Below are 18,036 nucleotides of genomic sequence, written 5' to 3' on the forward strand. Positions count from 1 at the left end.
TCAGGCCGAGGTGGCCGGCTGGCCGGCCGTGAGCGCGGCATAGGCGTCCGCAGCAGCCTGCTGCTCAGCGACCTTCTTGGTCCGGCCGCTCCCGTGTCCACGGGCCACGTCGGCGATGACCGCCTCAGCGGTGAAGGTCTTGTCGTGGTCCGGGCCCTCGTCGCTGGTGCGGTAGTGGACCCCACCGAGGCCTTGCGCGGCCGCGACCTCCTGAAGCGAGGTCTTCCAGTCCAAGCCGGCCCCCAGGCTCGCCGAGCTCTTGATCAGCGGGTCCAGGAGGGAGTGCACGAGCAGGCCAGCGGCCTCGAGCCCGCGGGGCTTGGGGGTGGAGAGGTAGACCGCGCCGATGACGGCCTCGACCGTGTCGGCGAGGATCGAGTCCTTGTCCCGACCGCCGGTCGTCTCCTCGCCACGGCCGAGGCTGACGAAGTCACCCAGACCGATGGCGCGCCCGACGTCCGCCAGGGCACGCATGTTGACCACCGCGGCACGCAGCTTCGCCAGCTCACCCTCGGTGAGGTCGGGATGCGTGGCGTGCAGGTGGTCGGTGACGACAAGCCCGAGCACGGAGTCCCCGAGGAACTCCAACCGCTCGTTGTGCGGCAGACCGCCGTGCTCGTAGGAGTACGAGCGGTGGGTGAGGGCACGCGTGAGCAGCGGCTCGTCGACGGGCTCCCCTGTCACCTCGGTGAGGTATCGGGAGAGCTCCTCGACGGGCCGCTGCTGCGATGAGGTCCTGTCGCTCATGCGACAGGCGACTCAGGCCTGGTGCTCGGTGCGGTCCGCGGTCGCGTAGTAGCGACCCTTGTACGTGCCGCAGCTCGGGCAGGCCTGGTGGGCCGGCGCCGGGTTCTTGCACTGCGGGCAGGTCGACAGCGCGGTGGGCGTTGCCTTCCAGTTCGCACGGCGGCTACGGGTGTTGGAGCGCGACAGCTTCCGCTTCGGGACGGCCACGTCAGTTCCTCTTCTCTTCGTTGTCCAATTCCCCCGAGGAGGCAGCCAGAGGCGCAAGCGCCTCGAGTGCCGCCCACCGGGGGTCGATCAGCTCATGGTGGTGGTCCGGGTCGTCCTCGAGCCTGGCTCCGCACTCGGAGCACAGTCCCGGGCAGTCCTCCCGACACACCGGTTGGAACGGCAGGCTCGGCAGCACCGCGTCCCTCAGCACCGTCTCGAGGTCGATCTTGTCGTCCTCGATCTTGTGCTCATCCTGCTCATCGGCCTCGGCATCCACCTCGCGGTGGTGCTTCGCCCGATCCGGCCAGAGGAACAGCTCCTGGAAGTGGTTGACCACCGGGTGGTCGATCTCGTCCAGGCACCGCACGCAGGCTCCCACCGCTGTGGCAGAGACCGTTCCAGTCACCAGCACACCCTCGTGCACGGACTCCATCCGCACCTTCAGGTCCAAGGTCTGACCCTCGGGTACGAACAGCACATCCGTGCCGAAATCGGCTGGAGCATCAGCCTGAAGATCCATCTCATGCATCGACCCGGGTCTGCGGCCCACGTTCTTGGCATCGAGTACCAAACGTGAGGCGGGGGCGTTGCGGTCCATGGCTCCAAGTCTCCGACAGAACGGTCCACGACACGACGACGTAGACCGACGCACCAGACTACCGGGGTGACCCCCTTCGCCCCAAACTCGCGAACCGGACACCCTCTGCGGCCCGCAGACTCAACCCCTCGCCACTCTCTGCACGGGTGACCGTGGCGGCCACCGCGGCGCGTGCTCGATGCAGTCGACTCCTGACGGTCTGGACCTCGACACCTTGGTACCGGGCAATCTCTGCGTAGCTGAAACCGCCGTACTCACGAAGGACCAAGGCCTCCCGGAACTGGTCCGGCAGCGCGGTGACGGCCCGCTTCACCTCGTCCCGGAGCACCACCATCTCAGCAAGGTCCCATCCCTGCGCCGTCACGTCAGCGCACACCCACTCGCACGGGATGTCGTGGCGCTGACGCACGAGGGCCAACGAGGCATTGATGACGACCCGGTGGGCCCACGTCCCGAAGCGCGCCTCCCCCCGGAAGGACCCGATGTTCAGCCACATGGACACGATCCCGTCCTGCATCGCGTCCGCAGCATCGTGCGGGTTGCCGGTCACGCGCAGGACGGGCGGCCACAGGCGGGCACGGCAGGACTCGACGAGCTGCCCGAAGGCCTGGGCATCTCCTCTTTGGGCGCAGGCAATCAGCACTGCCTCCTCTGACGGAGCGGTCATGGCCCTCACCTACGCACCCCGGGTGCCTCCCGGACGCGTCCAGTCTCTGGCGGATCCCACCAATCGTCAATGAATCGTCAGGGCAAGGTCACGCATTGGTCAGCACATGTCACGGATGCCGGGAACCAAAGCACCTTGGCTCGCATCCAATGGTGGAGACGGCCCGCATCTGAGCGTGCCGCCACGGCTGGCAGGAGCAGGTCATGGACACGTGGTGGGCTGACACGAACGGCGACGGCATCAATGACTACCTCATCGATCAGGACGGCGACGGCGTCGTCGACTACTCCTACAACGACATGGACGGCGACGGGGTGTACGAGACGATCGGTGTCGACACCGGCGGCGACGGGATCGCCGACCAGTATCTGGTGGACATCGACAAGGACGGTCACCACGAGGCAACAGCCTTCGACGCGGACCAGAACGGCAGCGCTGAGTCAGCTCTGGTCGATGCGAATGCCGATGGGACGAGCGAGATTGCCTTCAATGACGTGGACAGCGACGGGCTCTTCGAAACCATCCACGTCGACGCCAACCAGGACGGTGTCTTCGAGCAGACCCTCGTCGACCACAACGGCGACGGCACGCTCCAGGCTGCCACGCCGGCGTCGACGACGACCACGACTGATGGTGGCTACAAGGGCCCCTTCGCAGACTTGATCAACTCACCCCAGTTCGAGACCGACCCAGAGTTTCGCGGGCAGGTCCGGGACATGATCGACAGCCAGAATGACGCGATCGACTACATCATCCGTGGCGATGATGATGACGACGACGACTGGTGAGTACCTGGGCCGGTGAGTACCTGGGCCGGTGAGATCATCCGGGCTCCTGCGTCGTGGCCCGGACGTCGCCGGGACGGATGACGCCGTGAGCTGCGACCCAGCCCGGGCGAACCACGTCGATGATGCTTCCCGGCGTCCGGTGGGGGCCTGGCGGCAGAGCCTGGACCACGTGGTGTCGGGACGGGTCAACCGGGTCTCCCCTGCCGATGACCAACCGGTGCACGCCGAGCATGTCGAGGGCAGCCTCCACGTCGACCCGCTCGGCCTCCGTGACGGCCACGTCGTAGGCACGCACCAGATCAGCAACCGTCGAGGTGTGCCCTGCCTCCATGGACGTCATGGTCGACCTCCTGCGATGGCCGCGTCCACGGAGGCGATCGCAGCACGGAGTTCTTCGCGGGCGGTGCTGCGCGCCTCTGCTTGGGCTCGACGTTGCTCCTCGGTGCCCTCACTTGCCTCGCGGATCCGCCGTGCGGCGTCAGTGACCACAGCCAGCTGCGCGTCGAGGTGCGACCGGAAGGCAACGGCGACCTCGGGCTTGATCTCACGCAGCCAGCCGTCGACGTACTCACCGAACTCGACACGCTGTCGCGCAAGAGAGGATCGCAGCTCGCCGGACAGTCGCGAGCGCTCCACACGATTGCCGCGGAAGGCGAGGTTGAAGGCCACCCAGGCCCCGGCGCCGGCGAGGCTCACCGGTCCGACGATGCTCGATGAGGGGCTGTCGGTCACCGCCATCGTCAGACGCTCAGCCATGGACGCGCCGATGGCGAGGCTGCTGACCACCATGGGGTCAAACAGATCGGTGGGTCGGCGTACCGCCCCACCTCCTGGGGCCGCCGACGTTCCTGCCGCGACCCTCCCGGCAATGTCGTCGAGCAGGACAGCGTCGCCGAACATCCGCGTGACGATCTCCTTGACCCCGTCGTCAAGCATGTCGACGAGCCCGTCGCGTATGAGTGCGTACTCGCTGACCATCTCGATGGTGAGCGCACGCACGTAGTCCTTGCGCCGGGGCCCCAGCGGCGTCTTGTCGATCCGCAGACGCGCGTCGGTCTCGAGCTCGTCGAATGCGGTGCGGGCGGCTCGGAGCACCTCAGTGCGCAGGCGCGAGAGGTCGCGGTCGAGATCCAGGGCCCAGCGCCCACGCGTGGACGCGATCTCCTCCCGCCTGGCCTTGAGCACCGCGACCTCCTCCTCGAGCCGCGCGGCGTACGCCCGGTTCGTGAGGAGTTGCGCCCGCTCGAGCTCGAAGACGATCTGCTCCAACCCGGAGCGGGCCGTACGCAGGGCGTTGTCACGAGGGATCCGGTCGCGGTCAGCGATGATGCCGGCCAAGGTCCCCAACAAGCGCGGGATCCCGCTGTCCCGGATGAGCTCATCCCGCAGATCGCCCGGGGCCAGGTTGCGCGCCGACTCGAACATCACCGTGGACACGCCGATCACCGGGACCTCGCGGAGGTGCTCCGACGCAGCGGCCAGCCGGGTCCCGAGTCCGCCCACGATGGACTGCCACGTCGCGGGGTACTTGTCGGTCATCGTCACCACGACGACGACGTGCTCCAGCCTCGCTGCGCAGCGCAGGAGGAACTCTCGCTCCGTCCCGGCCATCGGCGACCCTGCGTCGACCACGTAGACCAGGACGCCCCCCTTCGCCGCGCAGCGCTCGTTGAGGCGGGAACGAGCGCTCCCCGTCCCGCCCACCCCGGGCGAGTCGATGATCCCGAGATCTCCCAGTGGACCGCGCGGCAGATGGATCTCCACTGCGAGTGGAGGCTCTTGGCCCTCGGGGAGATATCGCAGATCCGCGTGCTGGGGTACATCGGCGAGCGGTATGCGCACCCGTGCGCCGGCAGTACCGATGACCTCGGCCCACGGCTCGTCCTCTCCCACCGGCAGAGAGGCGATGCTGACGAAGGTCGCGCTCGTTTCCTCGACGCCGACGGGTGACAGGCCGGGAACGCCCACGAGGGTATTGGTCAGTGCGCTCTTGCCTCGCTTGGTCTCGCCCACCACGATGATGCGCAAGGGTCTTCGACTGTCCGCCTGCGATCGAACGGCGGCCGCAAAGTCGTCGCGACCGTGGGCGCGAAGAACCGCCACGGCCTCGTCGACGCACTCGGTGCTGACGCCCACCGACCCCACGGTCATGACGGCGTCCCCGTCCGGGACAGGTGGAGCATCGATTGGGCCAGCGTGCGTGCCGCCTCTCGCTCCGCGCCGCCTCGTGCCACTCCGGACTCAGCCTGATAGTGGCCAGCCTGATCCGTCGCCCACTGTCGGACATCAGCCCCTGGGGGTACGACGCCGAGCCGCTGCTCTGGCGTGGGGTACGACAACAGATTCCGCAGGTCCTTGACCCACGGGCTGTGCGGCCGTTCGTGGCTGAGCACCCGCTCGGCCCGCACTTCCTTGGTCACGTGTCCCCAGGGACTGTGCGCGAAGGCCTCCACACACCTGCCGAGGTCCGGCAGGTGTGGCTCCTGCCGCGCAACGTGCACCAGATCATCAAGGACCCTGGCCGTGCGGACATGCCGAGCCCGAACTGCCGCACCCCGCAGCGCGTCCTCGAGCGACCGGACACCACTGGCGTCCAAGAGCCATTCCCCCAGCGCACTGCTCGTGGAGGCATGCTGCCGACCGTGGTTGAGTCCGTACGGCGTGAGCAGCGCACTCAACCTCTGATGCACGTCGGCATCGACCCCATGAGCGAACTGTGCGGCTTCGCGCGGGAGCCCGGCCAGCGCCCTCAGGGTCCGAGCATCCGATTCGGTCACCCGACCCGTGCGGGCTGTCTCCGCCATGAGCCCACTCACCGGCAGGACCGTGGTGAAGTGGTTCGGCAAGGAGGCCGCCACCCGGCGCGCGGACTCGCGGGCGAGGCCGATCGCGTCGTCCTCCCCCCACCCGCCGGAGCCGAGGTTGTCCGCGTGCGACAGCAAGCCGATGGTTGTGGCTGCTCCTCGATCCGGCCCACCGGAACTTTGTCGCATCTCATCGAGCACCGCGGTGTCATCGCTACGCGCCGCCCCACGGAAGAGGTGCAGCACCACTTCTGCACCGGCTGCCAGGTCAATGGTCGCGTCCGCGACCTGTCGATGGGGAGCGGTGGCTGCCAGGCCCGGGGTGTCGATGAGCGTGAGGTGTTCGAGGACATCACTCTGCAAAGTCACCTCGGCGAACACGATCGGCTCCCCCGGAGTGAAGGGCGCCTGGCCCAAGAGCGCCGCGATCGACAACGGCAACCGACGCCCGTCACGGGTGATGCCCACTGCGGCCTCGGGCGCGCCGTATCGAAAGACCATCGGGTAGCGCGTGCATTCCTCAGCGGCAGTCGCTGCAATCCGTCGACCCACCAAGGCGTTGAGCAGGGTGGACTTCCCGGCGCTCACCCGACCCGTCAGGGCCACTCGGAGAGGCTGGTCCAAGGTTGCCTTGACCGCGCTGATGCGCTCCCGCAGGTCGCGCGCCTCGGGCGGGATGGCGCCGACGAGCTGATCGCACAGACGTCCGGCCGGATTGTCGGCAAGGACCGCCGGGTCGATCATGGCTTCGGGACGGTCGTCGTCCACCAGTCGTAGAGGTTTGCGACGTCTCCGTCGGCAGAAGCGAGCTGAACGATGTCGTGGTCCTCGGTGTAGGTCCAGATGAGGCGAGCGGAAGCACCCTGCTCATCCCAGACCGAGTACACCGTGCCGAGCTCCGAGCCGCCTCCGACAGACCAGTTGTTCCACGCAGGCGGGGTCCGGACATCGGACGCTGCCTGGGATGACAGGTCGACGCCGGCCCCTTGGAGGAAGTCCCCGATCACGTGAGTCGAGTCCGTGGCGGAGCCGACCTTCGACAGGAAGATCACCGGACTCCCCGTGAGGGTCACCGTCGTGATGGCCGGGGTGCACTTGACGTTGTGCAGGATCAGCGGATCCTCGATCGTCTGGGCCGTACAACTACCTTCCTCGACCAGCTCGCTGTGAGCGGTCACCAGATCGCACTCTTGGGAGGACAAGCCAGGGCAGCCAGGAGCGCCTCCCCCAGCCGTGCCAGTTCCGCTGTCGTTGCTGGTTGCCCAAGCCCACACCCCACCACCCCCGACCAGAACGCCGAGCGCCACGACTCCGGCCGCCACCCCTGGCCCCCACCGTCTGCGCCGGTTCGGGCTCTCTTGCGGATGGTGGGGTCCGCCCTCAGCAAGCGGACGAGCGAGTTCTTGAGCTGCGACGAGGGCACCAGCGCTCGTCACCTCCTTGGGGTCACCCAGGGTGCCCACCCGGCCCTTGGTGAGTTCTTGGAACTCACGCTGCACAAGCGGGATCAAGCTTGAGCCACCGGTGAGGAACAGGTGCTGCACCTCGTGGTCCCCCAGCAGCGTGCGGGTGACCTCGACCGCGCGACTGACTGCCGGCCGGATCAACTGCTCGAACTCCGCGGCGCTGATGGTGAGAATGAGGCGTTCGGCGCCCAGGACCACAGCCAGAGGAGCCGAGGAGTGGTGGGACAGGTCGTGCTTGGCCCGGGTGATCTCGTCGCGCAAGGTCAACCTGGACGCGAGTCCTTCCGGCGCATCAAGCTCTCGGAGGAGGTCCTGACGCCCCTCCGACACGAGTTGGTCGCGCACCCAGCGCTCGATCTGCTCATCGAAGTCGTCACCGCCGAGCGGATCGATCCCGTCGATGGTGCCGACCCGTAGGTCCAGACCGTGCGGGCTCGTGTCCGTGCTGAGGCAGGCGACGTCGAAGGTGCCCCCACCGAAGTCCACGACGGCGAGATCCTCCCCAAGGGCGATGGTGCCGTTCTCGATGTGCCGCCACGCAGCAGCCAGAGGCTCCGCGATGAGCACGACCTGCTCAGCGCTCAAGCCGGCGAGGGCGGCAGCCTCGCGCAGCCGGTCCAGGAGGTGATGGCCCCACACCGCAGGATGGGTGATGACCACCCTGCTCGGCGCGCTCCCACGCGACTGCTGCGCCGCGACGGTGATGACTCGACGCATCACGGATGCCACGAGGTCGACCGGCCGCACTTCCAGCCCGTCGAGCAAGATCGTCGGCTCGCCCAGCCGTCGCTTCGGCGTCCGCTCCAGACCGGTCGGGTGCATCGCAGCCATGCGCAAGGCGTCGTCACCGACTGCCACTCGGTCGCCGCTGATCAGCACCGCCGACGGCATGGAGTTGCTCGAGTACCCGAGGTGGAGGGGGGTTGGCGAGGCTCCGGGACGCAGTACCGACGCGCAGGTGTTGGAGGTCCCGAAGTCGATCGCGAGCCAATACCGCTCCGGGCTGAGTGGCTGGGTCTCAGTCATGGCCCCTCACGACGTACCTGTCACCACGGGCCGCGACATCACGTGCTCCATCGCCGCCCACCGGGCCGTTCCCGATGGCTCACCACATTGGATGCTGGAAGCGTCGAGAAAGTTCCCGCTCGGCTCAGGGGCGGGGCAAGCGCTCCACCAGAGCGTCGCGCACTTCGTCGGCGACGAGTCCGGTGACGTCCCCGCCGAAGCGCGCGACCTCCTTGACCAAGGACGAGGAGACGTACTCGTGGCGCGGATCTCCGGGGAGGAAGAGGGTCTCGACACCGGTGAGGTGGCGGTTCATCAGCGCCATCGGCCACTCGTAGGAGAAGTCGGTCTCACCGCGCAGCCCCTTGAGGAGAACGTGGGCGTCCAGCTCGGTGCACACGTCGACGATGAGCCGGTTGGCGAAGGCCTCGACGCGCACATTGCCCAGGTCGCCCACCTGATCACGGATGAAACCGGCCCGCTCGTCGACCGTGAAGGTTCCCTGCTTGGCCGGGTTGTGCAGGATCGCGACCACGACCTCGTCGAAGAGCGCGGCGGCCCGTCGGAAGACATCGATGTGCCCGACGGTCACCGGGTCGTAGGAGCCGGGGCAGACGGCGCGGGTCACTCCTGCGGCTGCTCGTCGTTGGGCAGCAGACCATCGTCGTAGGCCTTCTTGACGATCTTCTCGACGTTTTCGAGCGAGCCGGCGCCGCTCTCGAGCAGCTCGTTGCGCTTGACCAGCCACTGCGTGCCGAGCTCTTGGCGCAGCTCCTCCGAAGCGTCCTCACGGGCGGGGTTGAGGATCGACAGCTCCTCCTCGCCGATGTGGTGGTTGAGCACCTCCGCGACGCCCTCGAGGGCGTCCTCGAACTTCTGTGTGTCGGTGCCCTTGGCCTGGAGCAGCTTGAGCAGCGCCTCGTTGGTGGCGGCGTGCTCCTCCTCACCGTGCTCTTCCTCCTCGCCGTCGATGACCTTCTTCGACTTCAGCTTCGGGTAGACGTTGTCCTCCTCGGCCTCGCTGTGCGCGACGAGCAGGTCGGAGAAGGCGACACGGGCAGCCTCCCGGTCGGCGCTCTCGTCGCGCATGGCGCGCATGAGGTCCTCGAGGAGGCGGTGGTCCGCGGTGATCAGGTCGACGATGTCGCCAGAGGTGGGCTGCGGGATCGAGTAGTCGGTCATGGGTCATTCCTACCCGATCCCGACTGTCATGACACCCCGCCGGCGTGAGTCAGATCTGGTAGTCGGGTGCAACCTGCGTGGCGAACCACAGGACGGTCTCGCCATAGGTCTTGGAGCCCTCGGCGACGATCCCGTCCGGCCAGGACGGCTCGGGCGAGCGGGAGGAGCGCTCGATGACGATGACCGGCTCCTGGGCGAGCCACTGGTGGGCCAGGAGCATCTCGAGGACCGAGGCGAGGGACTCCTCGGTGACGTCGTATGGCGGGTCGGCCAGGACGAGGTCGTAGCGCAGGGAGGCAGTCCGGTTGAGGGCCTGCTCCACGGAGCACGACTGCAGGCGGGCGCCGGCGACACCGAGGTCCGAGATGTTGGCGCGGATCGTCGCCGAGGCGCCCCGGTCGGACTCGACGAGCAGCACGCTCGCGGCACCACGGCTGGCCGCCTCGAGCCCGAGGGCTCCGGATCCGGCGTAGAGGTCCATGACGTGGGCGCCCTCGATGACCCCACGCGACTCGAGCGCGGAGAACAAGGCCTCGCGCACCCGGTCGGTCGTGGGCCTGGTGCCGTCGCCCGTGGGCGTGCGCAGTCGCCGTCCGCCGGCGTCGCCGCTGATGATCCGAGTCACGCGTCCATGATGCGCCATCGTCGGTGGGCGGCCCAACCGGGGACCGCCTCGACCGGCCGGAGCGGGCGGGATCAGCCCTTTTCGAGGTAGGCGGCCTGCTCCGCGTCGAGCCAGCTGGCGATCGTCTCGCGCAGCTGCGGGTGCCCGCCGATCTCGGGGTCCTCGGTGAGGAGCGCCTGGGCATCCTCGCGAGCCTCCTCGATGATCGTGCCGTGCTTCAGCACCGACAGGTGCTGCAGCTGGCTGCGCACGCCGTGCTGGGCGGTGCCCAGCACGTCCCCCTCCCGGCGCTGGGAGAGGTCGATCTGGGCGAGCTCGAAGCCGTCCGTGGTCTCGGCCACGGACGTCAGCCGCTCGGCAGCCGTCTCGCTCTCGGACGCCGTGACGAGCAGACAGATCCCCGGGTCGCTGCCGCGTCCGACGCGGCCACGCAGCTGGTGCAGCTGGGAGACACCGAAGCGGTCGGCGTCGAGGATGACCATCGTCGAGGCATTGGGCACGTCGACCCCCACCTCGATGACCGTCGTGGAGACGAGGACGTCGACGTCGCCGGAGTGGAACCTCGCCATCACCGCGTCCTTGTCCTCCGGGGTCATCCTGCCGTGGAGCACCTCGAGGGTGAGGCCCTGCAGTGCCGGGTGGGCCCGCAGTGTCTCGATGACCTCGTTGACCGCGGCGAGCGGACGCTGGGGCCGCTCGTCGTCAAGACGCTCTCCGTCGTCGTGCTCGTCGTCGAGGACACCGTCCTCGGCGACGAGGTCGATGCCGTCGACTTGGTCGTCGTCGCCGTCGATGCGGGGGCAGACGACATAGGCCTGCCGCCCGACGGCGACCTCCTCGGCGACGCGCTGCCAGGCCCGGTCGACCCAGCCGGGACGGTGCACGGGCACGACATGCGTGGTGATCGGTTGACGGCCTCGCGGCAGCTCGCGCAGGGTCGACGTCTCCATGTCGCCGAAGACGGTCATGGCCACGGTCCGCGGGATGGGTGTCGCCGTCATGACGAGCAGGTGCGGGGGCGTGCCCCCCTTGGCGCGCAATGCATCGCGCTGTTCGACACCGAAGCGGTGCTGCTCGTCGACGACGACCAGAGCCAGATCGGCGAAGGTCACCTTGTCCTCGAGGAGTGCGTGCGTGCCGATGACGATGCCCGCCTCGCCGGAGGCGATCTCGAGCATCGCCTCCCGGCGGCGGGCCGTCGACATCGAGCCGGTGAGCAGGGCGACGCGGGTGGCGTGCTCGTCGCCACCGAGCATCCCGCCCTCGGCCAGGTCACCGAGCATGGAGCGGATGGACGCCGCGTGCTGCGACGCGAGGACCTCGGTCGGCGCGAGCAGGACGGCCTGCCCACCGGCGTCGACGGCGGCGAGCATCGCCCGCAGCGCGACGATCGTCTTGCCGGAGCCGACCTCCCCCTGGAGCAGGCGGTGCATCGGCGTGGGTCGGGCCATCTCGGCCAGGACCTCGCGCCCGACCAGCTCCTGCCCTGCGGTCAGCTCGAAGGGCAGCCGCTCGTCGAAGCTGGCCAGCAGTCCGCCCTCCCGCGGTGTCCGTCCCTGCGTGACGACGGAGGCAGCCGCGAGGCGACGCTGACCGAGGATGCACTGCAGGACGAAGGCCTCCTCGAACTGCAGGCGTCGCTTGCCCGCGGCGACATCGCTGTCGTCCCGTGGCGCGTGGATGGCGCGAAGGGCGGCGCCTCGATCGAGCAGGTCCCTGCGGCGGCGCACCGCCTCGGGGATCGCATCGACCACGTCGTCCAGCTGACCCAGCACCAGCCGCACGCACCGCGTGATCGTCCACGGGTGGACACCCGGGACGTGCCGGTAGATCGGGATGAGTCCGGTGTGGTCGGCGTCGCCGAGCTCGCCGAGAGCGGCCGCCTCCTCGAGGGTGGCGTAGCCGGGGTGGGCGAGCTGTCGTTGACGGTTGAACTCCGAGACCGTCCCGGCGAAGAGGAACTCGCGGCCGGGGAGCAGCTTGTGCTCGTGCCCGCGCGCGTCGAAGAAGGTCACGCGCATCCGCGAGCTGCCGTCGGTGATGACGACCTCGAGCATGCGGCCCCGGCGCTTGGCCATCGGGCGGGCGTTGGCGGTCTCCACACGGGCCACTGCGACGAGGAAGTCACCCACGCGCGGGTTGCCGAGGTCGGCCTCTGCGCTGCGGTATCGGCGCGGCCAGAAGGCGAGCAGCTCTCCGACGGTCTCGATCCCGCGGTGCTTGGCCAGCTTGCCCGCAGCCTGTCCCCCGAGCAGCCCCTTGAGCCGGGTGGACTCCCCCGCCACTACTCCGCTCCGAGGAGCAGCAGGTAGTGCGGCTGGCCGCCGTCGATGACCTCGACCTCGATGCCGTCGCGCCGGGACTCGATCCAGTCGGTGATGGAGTGGACCAGGCCCTCCGGGGCGTCCGCACCGACGACCAGGGTGACCAGCTCGGTGCCGGTCGCGACGATGCCGTCGAGGACCTCGCGGGTCACCTGCTCGGCATCGGTGCCGACGATCGTGATGTCCCCGCTGACGACGCCGAGCACGTCGCCCACCTCGCACAGGCCACCGCTGGTCAGGCCCGCCTTGACCGCGACGGTGAGGGCCCCGTGCCGGGTGGCCGCGGCCGAGTGCGTCATGGCCAGGACGTTGTGCTGGGTCGAGGCTCCGGGATCGAAGACCGCGAGCGCTGCCAGGCCCTGCACGGCCGTCGCGGAGGAGATCACGTGCACCGTCTGGCCCTCCTGCTCAGCGGCGTGCGCGGCGGCATCCGCCGCCATGCGGGTGTCCCGGTCATTGGGCAGGAGGATGACCTCCTCAGTGCCCGCCGATCGGACCGCGGCAAGGATCTCGCCGGCGGAGGCCCGGTGCCCGGGACCCGACATCAGGGTGATCGCACCGGACTCCTCGAGGACCTCGGCGATCCCCGGGCCGGCGGCGCAGGCCACGATGGCGACCCCACCGCGCGGGCGTGGAGCGTGGGCCTCGAGCAGCGTCACGGCGACCCGCTGGGGCGCTGCGTGCTCGAGGCCGGCCTCGATCGCAGCACCGATGTCGTCGGTGTGCACATGGACATTGCAGACGTCCTCGGCCGTGGACACCACGACGCTGTCCCCGATCTCGTCGAGGCGCAGACGCAGGCGGGCCAGGCCCTCCTCGCTCACGTCGTGCAGCAGGTACATGACCTCGTAGTCGGGGCCCTCGTGGACCCGCGGCTCCGGCGCCCCCTCGCCGCCTGTCCGGGACCAGCCGGCCCGTCGCTCCAGGGAGGGGTTGAGGGTGAACTCGTCGACGGCGAAGCGGGACGGCGTCCCGAGCTCGTGGACGACCTGGTCGAGGGCCTCGACGAAGAGCAGGTAGCCGGCACCGCCGGCGTCGACGACTCCGGCGTCGGCGAGGACCTGCAGCTGCTCGGGTGTGCGGCTCAGGGCGGCTCGTGCGGCCTCGACGCCGGCGCGCGTCATGTCCCCGAGGCCACCTCCCTCGGCCCGCACACGGGCCACCTCCAGCGCGGTGGCGTCGGCGACGCTGAGGATCGTCCCCTCCTGCGGGCGCACGACGCTCTCGCGGGCGCGCTGGGCGCCCCGCTGCACAGCGCGCACCACGGCGTCTGCGTCGACGACCTCGAGGTTCCCGGCGGTGACGACCTCGCTGACGCCGCGGATCATCTGGCTGAGGATGACGCCGGAGTTGCCACGAGCGGACATCAGCGCCGATCGCGAGAGTGCGGCCGCCTCGACCGGCAACGACACCTCGCCGAAGATCCCCAACCGCTCCTGCTCGGTGCGCGCCGTGTCCAGTGCCTGGTCGAGCGTGAGGTACATGTTGGTGCCGGTGTCCCCGTCGGGGACGGGGAAGACATTGAGCGCGTCGATCTCGGCCCGTCGGGCGGCGAGGGCCGCTCGGGTCACGACGACCCACCGACGGACTGACTCTGCGTCGAGGACCTCCAGCACGCCGTCAGGTTAGTGGACGACGGTGACATCGCGGGCCCAGGGCCCGCCACGACCCTTGACGATGGCGGTCCCAGCACCGTTTTGGCCCTGCGGTCCACCCTCGGCTACTCTGTACCGGTTGCCCGGTGACGCGCCCTCCCTTCGGGTGGAGCGATCGAGCAGCATCACTCACTTACTGACGAACACAGGAGAAACCCGTGGCTGCCAACTGCGACGTCTGCGGCAAGGGACCGTCCTTCGGACACTCCATCTCGCACTCGCACCGCCGCAACAAGCGTCGCTGGAACCCCAACATCCAGCGCGTGCGCGCCAAGGTGGGCGAGGCCGGGGTGACCCCCAAGCGTCTCAATGTCTGCACTTCATGCCTCAAGGCCGGCAAGGTCAAGCGCTGACCCGAGCCTGACGACAAGGCCGCTGCTCCCCTCCCGGGGACGGCGGCCTTTTCGTGTCCCGGCACCTGCGCACGACCTCAAGGGAGCGCGCGAAGGGGGTCAGCCGGCGAAGTGGTCCCAGCCGGTGACCGTGGGGACCTGGCCGTCGACCACGACAGCCGCCTCCCCCGCGGCGCACACGCCCAGGACGGCCCACCCCCGCGGCACCGATCCCTCCGGGAAGGTGGCGGCGAGCGCGTGCTCCTCGCCCCCGGACAGCACCTGACGCAGTGCGTCGGCCTCCCCCAACGCCTCGGTGAGTGGTCCGGCGGCCTGCTCCGCGAGGGCCGCCCCTGACAGCTCGATCCGCACACCGCTGGCACGAGCCACTCGGCCCAGGTCGCGCACGAGCCCGTCGGAGACATCGATCATCGAGGTCGCTCCGGCGTCGGCAGCCAGCGGCCCCTGCTCGATCGGCGGCCGCCCCGCGGTGCGGTGCACCAGGCACAGCTCGTGGACGGAGCGGTCGGTCGCCTCCGGCTCACCATCGGTGGCGGTGCGCCCGCGGCCCTCGAGCAGCAGCTGCAGTCCTCCCCCGGACCGACCCAGCCCTCCACAGACCGCCACGACGTCCCCGGGTCCGGCGCCGTCCCGTCGCACGGGTGCCCGCCCCCCGAGGTCTCCCGTGGCCGTGATCGCCACGAGCACAGTGCCCTCTGCGGCCGACGACAGGTCGCCGCCGAGCACCGGCGCCCCTGCCTCCCCGGCCGCCGCCGCGATCCCCTCCGCGAGGTCGAGGACCCACGCGACCTCCGTGTGCGGATCCGCGGCGAGCGCGACGAGGAGTCCCGTCGGCACGGCGCCCATGGCGGCGATGTCCGCGAGGTTCTGCGCGACCACCTTGCGGCCGACCTCGTGACCGGAGGACCAGTCGTCCCGCCAGTCGCGACCGCGCACCATCGAGTCCGTCGTGAGCACGACCGCGCCCGAGGGCGCACCCAGCACGGCCGCGTCATCGCCCGGCCCGAGGAGGACGGGGGCCACCCCCTTCGTGCCGTCGAAGATGGGGAAGAGGCGAGCCAACAGCTCCCCCTCGGACAGGTCGGACAGGCGGGTGGGGGGCACAGGTCACGCTCCGGATCGGCGTTGGGGGTCAGGACCGCACGGTAGCCTCCCCGCCGTGCCCATCTCCCGCCGACCTCGTGCCGCGCTCGCCGGACTGCTGGCCCTCCCCCTGCTCCTGGCCGGGTGCGGTGGGAGCGTCGAGGTGGGGATGCCGCCCGCCGCCGACAGCCCGGGCTGCGCAGCGGCCGCGGAGCACTGGCCCGAGCGGCTCAGCGACCTCGAGGCCCGGGAGACGGACCCGAGCAGCCCGGCGATCAGGGCGTGGGGCGATCCCGCCGTGGTGGCCCGCTGCGGGATGCCGGCGATGCCGCCGACCGAGGCGCAGTGCGTCGTCGTCAACGACATCGGGTGGGTCGCCGAGGAGCTCGGCGACGGCACCCGACTGACGAGCTTCGGCCGCGACCCGGCGATCGAGGTCATCGTGCCGGACGAGCACGGGCCGGGGCCACTGCTCCTGCCGGCGTTTGCGTCTGCCGTCGAAGAACTGCCGACCAACGGCTACGAGTGCAGCTGACCCGCATCTGCCTGGGCAGATGCGGGTGTGGGGGCGCTCAGCGCAGCCCGACGGGCCGCTCGAGGGCCAGCTGGATGAGCTCGTCGACGAGCTCGGGGTAGGTCACGCCGCTCGCCTCCCACATCCGCGGGTACATCGAGTGCGGGGTGAAGCCGGGCATGGTGTTGATCTCGTTGATGACCACGGCGCCACCCTCGGTGACGAAGCAGTCGACCCGGGCCAGACCCTCGCAGGCCAGGGACTCGAAGGCCTCGGCGGCCAGACGGCGCACCTCGTCGGCGACATCCTGCGGCAGGTCCGCGGGGCAGGACAGGACGACGGACGCCTCGTCGAGGTACTTGGCCTCGAAGTCGTAGAAGTCGTGGCCGTGACCGGCCTCCACGACGATCTCCCCCGGCATGGAGGTGCGCGGCGCGTCGAGGCCGCGCCCCTGCAGGACCGCGCACTCGATCTCCCGGCCGACGATGCCGGACTCGACGATCACCTTGAGGTCGTGCTCGCGGGCCGCCTCGATCGCCGCCTCGAGACCCTCGGGGCCGTCGACCTTGGACACGCCCATCGAGGACCCCGCACGGCAGGGCTTGACGAAGACGGGGTAGGTCAGCGCGCTGACCGCATCCATCGCGGCCGCCTTGTCGCGACGCCACTGGGTGTCGGTGATGACCGTGTACGGCCCGACGGGCAAGCCGGCGCCGACGAAGACGACCTTCATGTAGTGCTTGTCCATGCCAGCGGCGGAGGCGAGCACGCCCGAACCGACGTAGCGGATGTCGGTCAGCTCGAGCATCCCCTGCAGCGTGCCGTCCTCGCCGTAGGGCCCGTGCAGCAGAGGGAAGACGACATCGACGTCACCCAGGGCCTCCAGCGCAGCGCCGGGACGGTGGATGCTGAGCTCGGAGCGCCCGACCCGGGTGGGGAGGATGACCTCGGCGCCGGTGTCGGTGACCTCGGGGGTGCGCTCGGCCGTGAGGGTCAGCGCATCCGCGTCGTCAGGGGCCAGCACCCACGCGCCATCACGCGTGATGCCCACGGGTACGACGTCGTAGACATCGCGGTCGATCGCGCGCAGGACACCGGCTGCGGTGGCGCACGAGACGGCATGCTCGGAGGACCGCCCGCCGAAGACGACGGCGACGCGGGGCTTGCGGCTGGGATGGCTGCTCATCGGGGGAAGACTAACGTCTAGCCTCAGGAGCATGGAGCAGCACGAGCACGACGCGCAGACCGACCTGTCCCCCCGCACCAAGGTCGTGGCCCTCGGCCGGCCCGAGCGGGCGCCCGGAGCCTCCTTGAATCCCCCCGTCACCTTCACCTCGACGTACGTCCAGGACGGGCCGGTCAACTACGCGCGTGTCGACAACCCGACGTGGACCCCCTTCGAGCAGGCCGTCGGTGAGCTCGAAGGGGGGCGAGCCCTCCTCTTCGCCTCCGGCATGGCCGCCGTGCAGGCCGCGCTGTCCCTGGTCCCCACGGGCGGGACGGTCGTGGCGCCCGCAGCCGCCTACAACGGCGTCGTCGTCTCCCTCACCGAGGCCCAGGCCGACGGTCGGGTCACGGTGCGCTGGGTCGACGTCACGGACAGCGAGGCCGTCGCCGCTGCCCTGCCCGGTGCCGACCTGCTCTGGCTGGAGTCCCCGTCCAACCCGCTGCTCGAGCTCGCCGACATCGCCGGCCTGACCGCGGCAGCGCACGAGGCGGGCGCGCTGGTCGCCGTCGACAACACCTTCGCCACTCCCCTGCTGCAGCGACCCCTGCAGGACGATGTCGACGTCGTCGTGCACTCGGCCACCAAGTACCTCGCCGGGCACTCCGACGTCATCCTCGGTCTGACGGTCACGGCCGACACCGAGAGCGGACGGGAGCTGCACACCCGGCTGGCCCGCCAGCGCACCCTCTCCGGGGCGATCGCCGGACCGATGGAGGCCTGGCTCGCGCTGCGCGGGCTGCGCACCCTCTCCCTGCGTCTGGAGCGGGCCTGCGCCAACGCCGCCGATCTC

Annotated in this window: 19 protein-coding genes and 1 pseudogene; 5 read left to right on the forward strand and 15 right to left on the reverse strand. The window is 69.9% G+C overall.

All coding sequences use genetic code 11. From position 1 onward, the window contains the following. Genes rnc through JLI01S_RS13860 form a run of 4 tightly spaced genes read right to left on the reverse strand, consistent with a single transcriptional unit; the run spans position 1 to position 2,219 of the window. Positions 1-747, reverse strand: coding sequence for a ribonuclease III (gene rnc, locus JLI01S_RS13845; protein ID WP_068265636.1), 747 nt, complete (start codon positions 745-747; stop codon positions 1-3). Positions 748-759: 12 nt separating this feature from the next. Continuing rightward, complete coding sequence (rpmF, locus tag JLI01S_RS13850) at positions 760-954, reverse strand: 50S ribosomal protein L32 (protein ID WP_068265638.1); 195 nt, start codon at positions 952-954, stop codon at positions 760-762. 1 nt (position 955) lies between these two features. Then, positions 956-1,552 (reverse strand): YceD family protein, encoded by a 597-nt coding sequence (locus JLI01S_RS13855; RefSeq protein WP_068265640.1) that lies wholly within the window; start codon positions 1,550-1,552, stop codon positions 956-958. A gap of 58 nt (positions 1,553-1,610) precedes the next feature. Further along, entirely contained in the window at positions 1,611-2,219 is a 609-nt protein-coding gene (locus JLI01S_RS13860; RefSeq protein ID WP_084349449.1) for an RNA polymerase sigma factor, read from the reverse strand. Positions 2,220-2,422: 203 nt separating this feature from the next. Here JLI01S_RS13860 and JLI01S_RS13865 point away from each other — a divergent pair, with 203 nt between their 5' ends. Further along, positions 2,423-3,007, forward strand: a complete 585-nt coding sequence (locus JLI01S_RS13865) for a hypothetical protein (protein WP_068265644.1) — start codon at positions 2,423-2,425, stop codon at positions 3,005-3,007. A gap of 34 nt (positions 3,008-3,041) precedes the next feature. Here JLI01S_RS13865 and JLI01S_RS13870 read toward each other — a convergent pair whose 3' ends face one another. From JLI01S_RS13870 to JLI01S_RS13880, 3 genes are all read right to left on the reverse strand, one after another. Beyond that, a complete protein-coding gene (locus JLI01S_RS13870) occupies positions 3,042-3,347 on the reverse strand; it encodes a nucleotide exchange factor GrpE (protein WP_068265646.1) in 306 nt (101 codons plus the stop codon). Further along, positions 3,344-5,035 carry a dynamin family protein gene (locus tag JLI01S_RS13875; protein WP_169797340.1) on the reverse strand — a complete coding sequence of 564 codons (1,692 nt, stop codon included), beginning with the start codon at positions 5,033-5,035 and terminating at the stop codon, positions 3,344-3,346. The genes JLI01S_RS13870 and JLI01S_RS13875 overlap by 4 nt, the downstream gene beginning before the upstream one ends. 119 nt (positions 5,036-5,154) lie before the next feature. Continuing rightward, positions 5,155-6,555, reverse strand: coding sequence for a dynamin family protein (locus JLI01S_RS13880; protein WP_157074972.1), 1,401 nt, complete (start codon positions 6,553-6,555; stop codon positions 5,155-5,157). A 37-nt stretch (positions 6,556-6,592) separates the two neighbouring features. On the opposite strand from JLI01S_RS13880, the gene JLI01S_RS17810 reads away from it, so the two are divergent. Then, positions 6,593-6,658: a hypothetical protein gene (locus tag JLI01S_RS17810; protein ID WP_439645577.1), complete on the forward strand. Its 66-nt coding sequence runs from the start codon at positions 6,593-6,595 to the stop codon at positions 6,656-6,658. Between the two features lie 565 nt (positions 6,659-7,223). On the opposite strand, the pseudogene JLI01S_RS17815 reads toward JLI01S_RS17810, so the two are convergent. The 6 genes and pseudogenes from JLI01S_RS17815 to JLI01S_RS13910 form a co-directional block, all read right to left on the reverse strand. Beyond that, a pseudogene (locus JLI01S_RS17815) lies at positions 7,224-8,303 on the reverse strand (Hsp70 family protein); the annotation flags it as partial. Between the two features lie 124 nt (positions 8,304-8,427). Further along, positions 8,428-8,910, reverse strand: coding sequence for a pantetheine-phosphate adenylyltransferase (gene coaD / locus JLI01S_RS13890; protein ID WP_068265653.1), 483 nt, complete (start codon positions 8,908-8,910; stop codon positions 8,428-8,430). Further along, positions 8,907-9,464 carry a hemerythrin domain-containing protein gene (locus JLI01S_RS13895; RefSeq protein ID WP_068265655.1) on the reverse strand — a complete coding sequence of 186 codons (558 nt, stop codon included), beginning with the start codon at positions 9,462-9,464 and terminating at the stop codon, positions 8,907-8,909. The genes coaD and JLI01S_RS13895 overlap by 4 nt, the downstream gene beginning before the upstream one ends. 49 nt (positions 9,465-9,513) lie before the next feature. After that, on the reverse strand, positions 9,514-10,089 hold the full coding sequence (rsmD, locus tag JLI01S_RS13900) for a 16S rRNA (guanine(966)-N(2))-methyltransferase RsmD (protein WP_068265657.1): 576 nt from the start codon (positions 10,087-10,089) through the stop codon (positions 9,514-9,516). 71 nt (positions 10,090-10,160) lie between these two features. Beyond that, the gene (locus JLI01S_RS13905) at positions 10,161-12,374 is read right to left on the reverse strand and encodes an ATP-dependent DNA helicase RecG (RefSeq protein WP_068265659.1); all 2,214 of its coding nucleotides are present in this window, start codon (positions 12,372-12,374) and stop codon (positions 10,161-10,163) included. Then, the gene (locus JLI01S_RS13910) at positions 12,374-14,029 is read right to left on the reverse strand and encodes a DAK2 domain-containing protein (protein WP_068265661.1); all 1,656 of its coding nucleotides are present in this window, start codon (positions 14,027-14,029) and stop codon (positions 12,374-12,376) included. The genes JLI01S_RS13905 and JLI01S_RS13910 overlap by 1 nt, the downstream gene beginning before the upstream one ends. A 197-nt stretch (positions 14,030-14,226) precedes the next feature. On the opposite strand from JLI01S_RS13910, the gene rpmB reads away from it, so the two are divergent. Next, on the forward strand, positions 14,227-14,421 hold the full coding sequence (gene rpmB / locus JLI01S_RS13915) for a 50S ribosomal protein L28 (RefSeq protein WP_068265663.1): 195 nt from the start codon (positions 14,227-14,229) through the stop codon (positions 14,419-14,421). A 99-nt stretch (positions 14,422-14,520) separates the two neighbouring features. Here the strand turns inward: rpmB and thiL are convergent, their stop codons facing one another. Then, positions 14,521-15,525 carry a thiamine-phosphate kinase gene (thiL, locus tag JLI01S_RS13920; protein ID WP_084349450.1) on the reverse strand — a complete coding sequence of 335 codons (1,005 nt, stop codon included), beginning with the start codon at positions 15,523-15,525 and terminating at the stop codon, positions 14,521-14,523. Between the two features lie 55 nt (positions 15,526-15,580). On the opposite strand from thiL, the gene JLI01S_RS13925 reads away from it, so the two are divergent. Next, the gene (locus JLI01S_RS13925) at positions 15,581-16,039 is read left to right on the forward strand and encodes a DUF3515 family protein (protein ID WP_068265665.1); all 459 of its coding nucleotides are present in this window, start codon (positions 15,581-15,583) and stop codon (positions 16,037-16,039) included. 37 nt (positions 16,040-16,076) lie between these two features. Here JLI01S_RS13925 and JLI01S_RS13930 read toward each other — a convergent pair whose 3' ends face one another. Next, positions 16,077-17,204 (reverse strand): D-alanine--D-alanine ligase family protein, encoded by a 1,128-nt coding sequence (locus tag JLI01S_RS13930; RefSeq protein ID WP_068265667.1) that lies wholly within the window; start codon positions 17,202-17,204, stop codon positions 16,077-16,079. Positions 17,205-17,235: 31 nt separating this feature from the next. Between JLI01S_RS13930 and JLI01S_RS13935 the strand changes: the two genes are divergently transcribed. Then, positions 17,236-18,036: trans-sulfuration enzyme family protein (locus tag JLI01S_RS13935; protein ID WP_068265669.1), on the forward strand; the 801-nt coding region annotated here is incomplete at its 3' end.

Origin of the sequence: Janibacter limosus NBRC 16128, assembly GCF_001570985.1 — a bacterium.
Taxonomy (GTDB): domain Bacteria; phylum Actinomycetota; class Actinomycetes; order Actinomycetales; family Dermatophilaceae; genus Janibacter; species Janibacter limosus.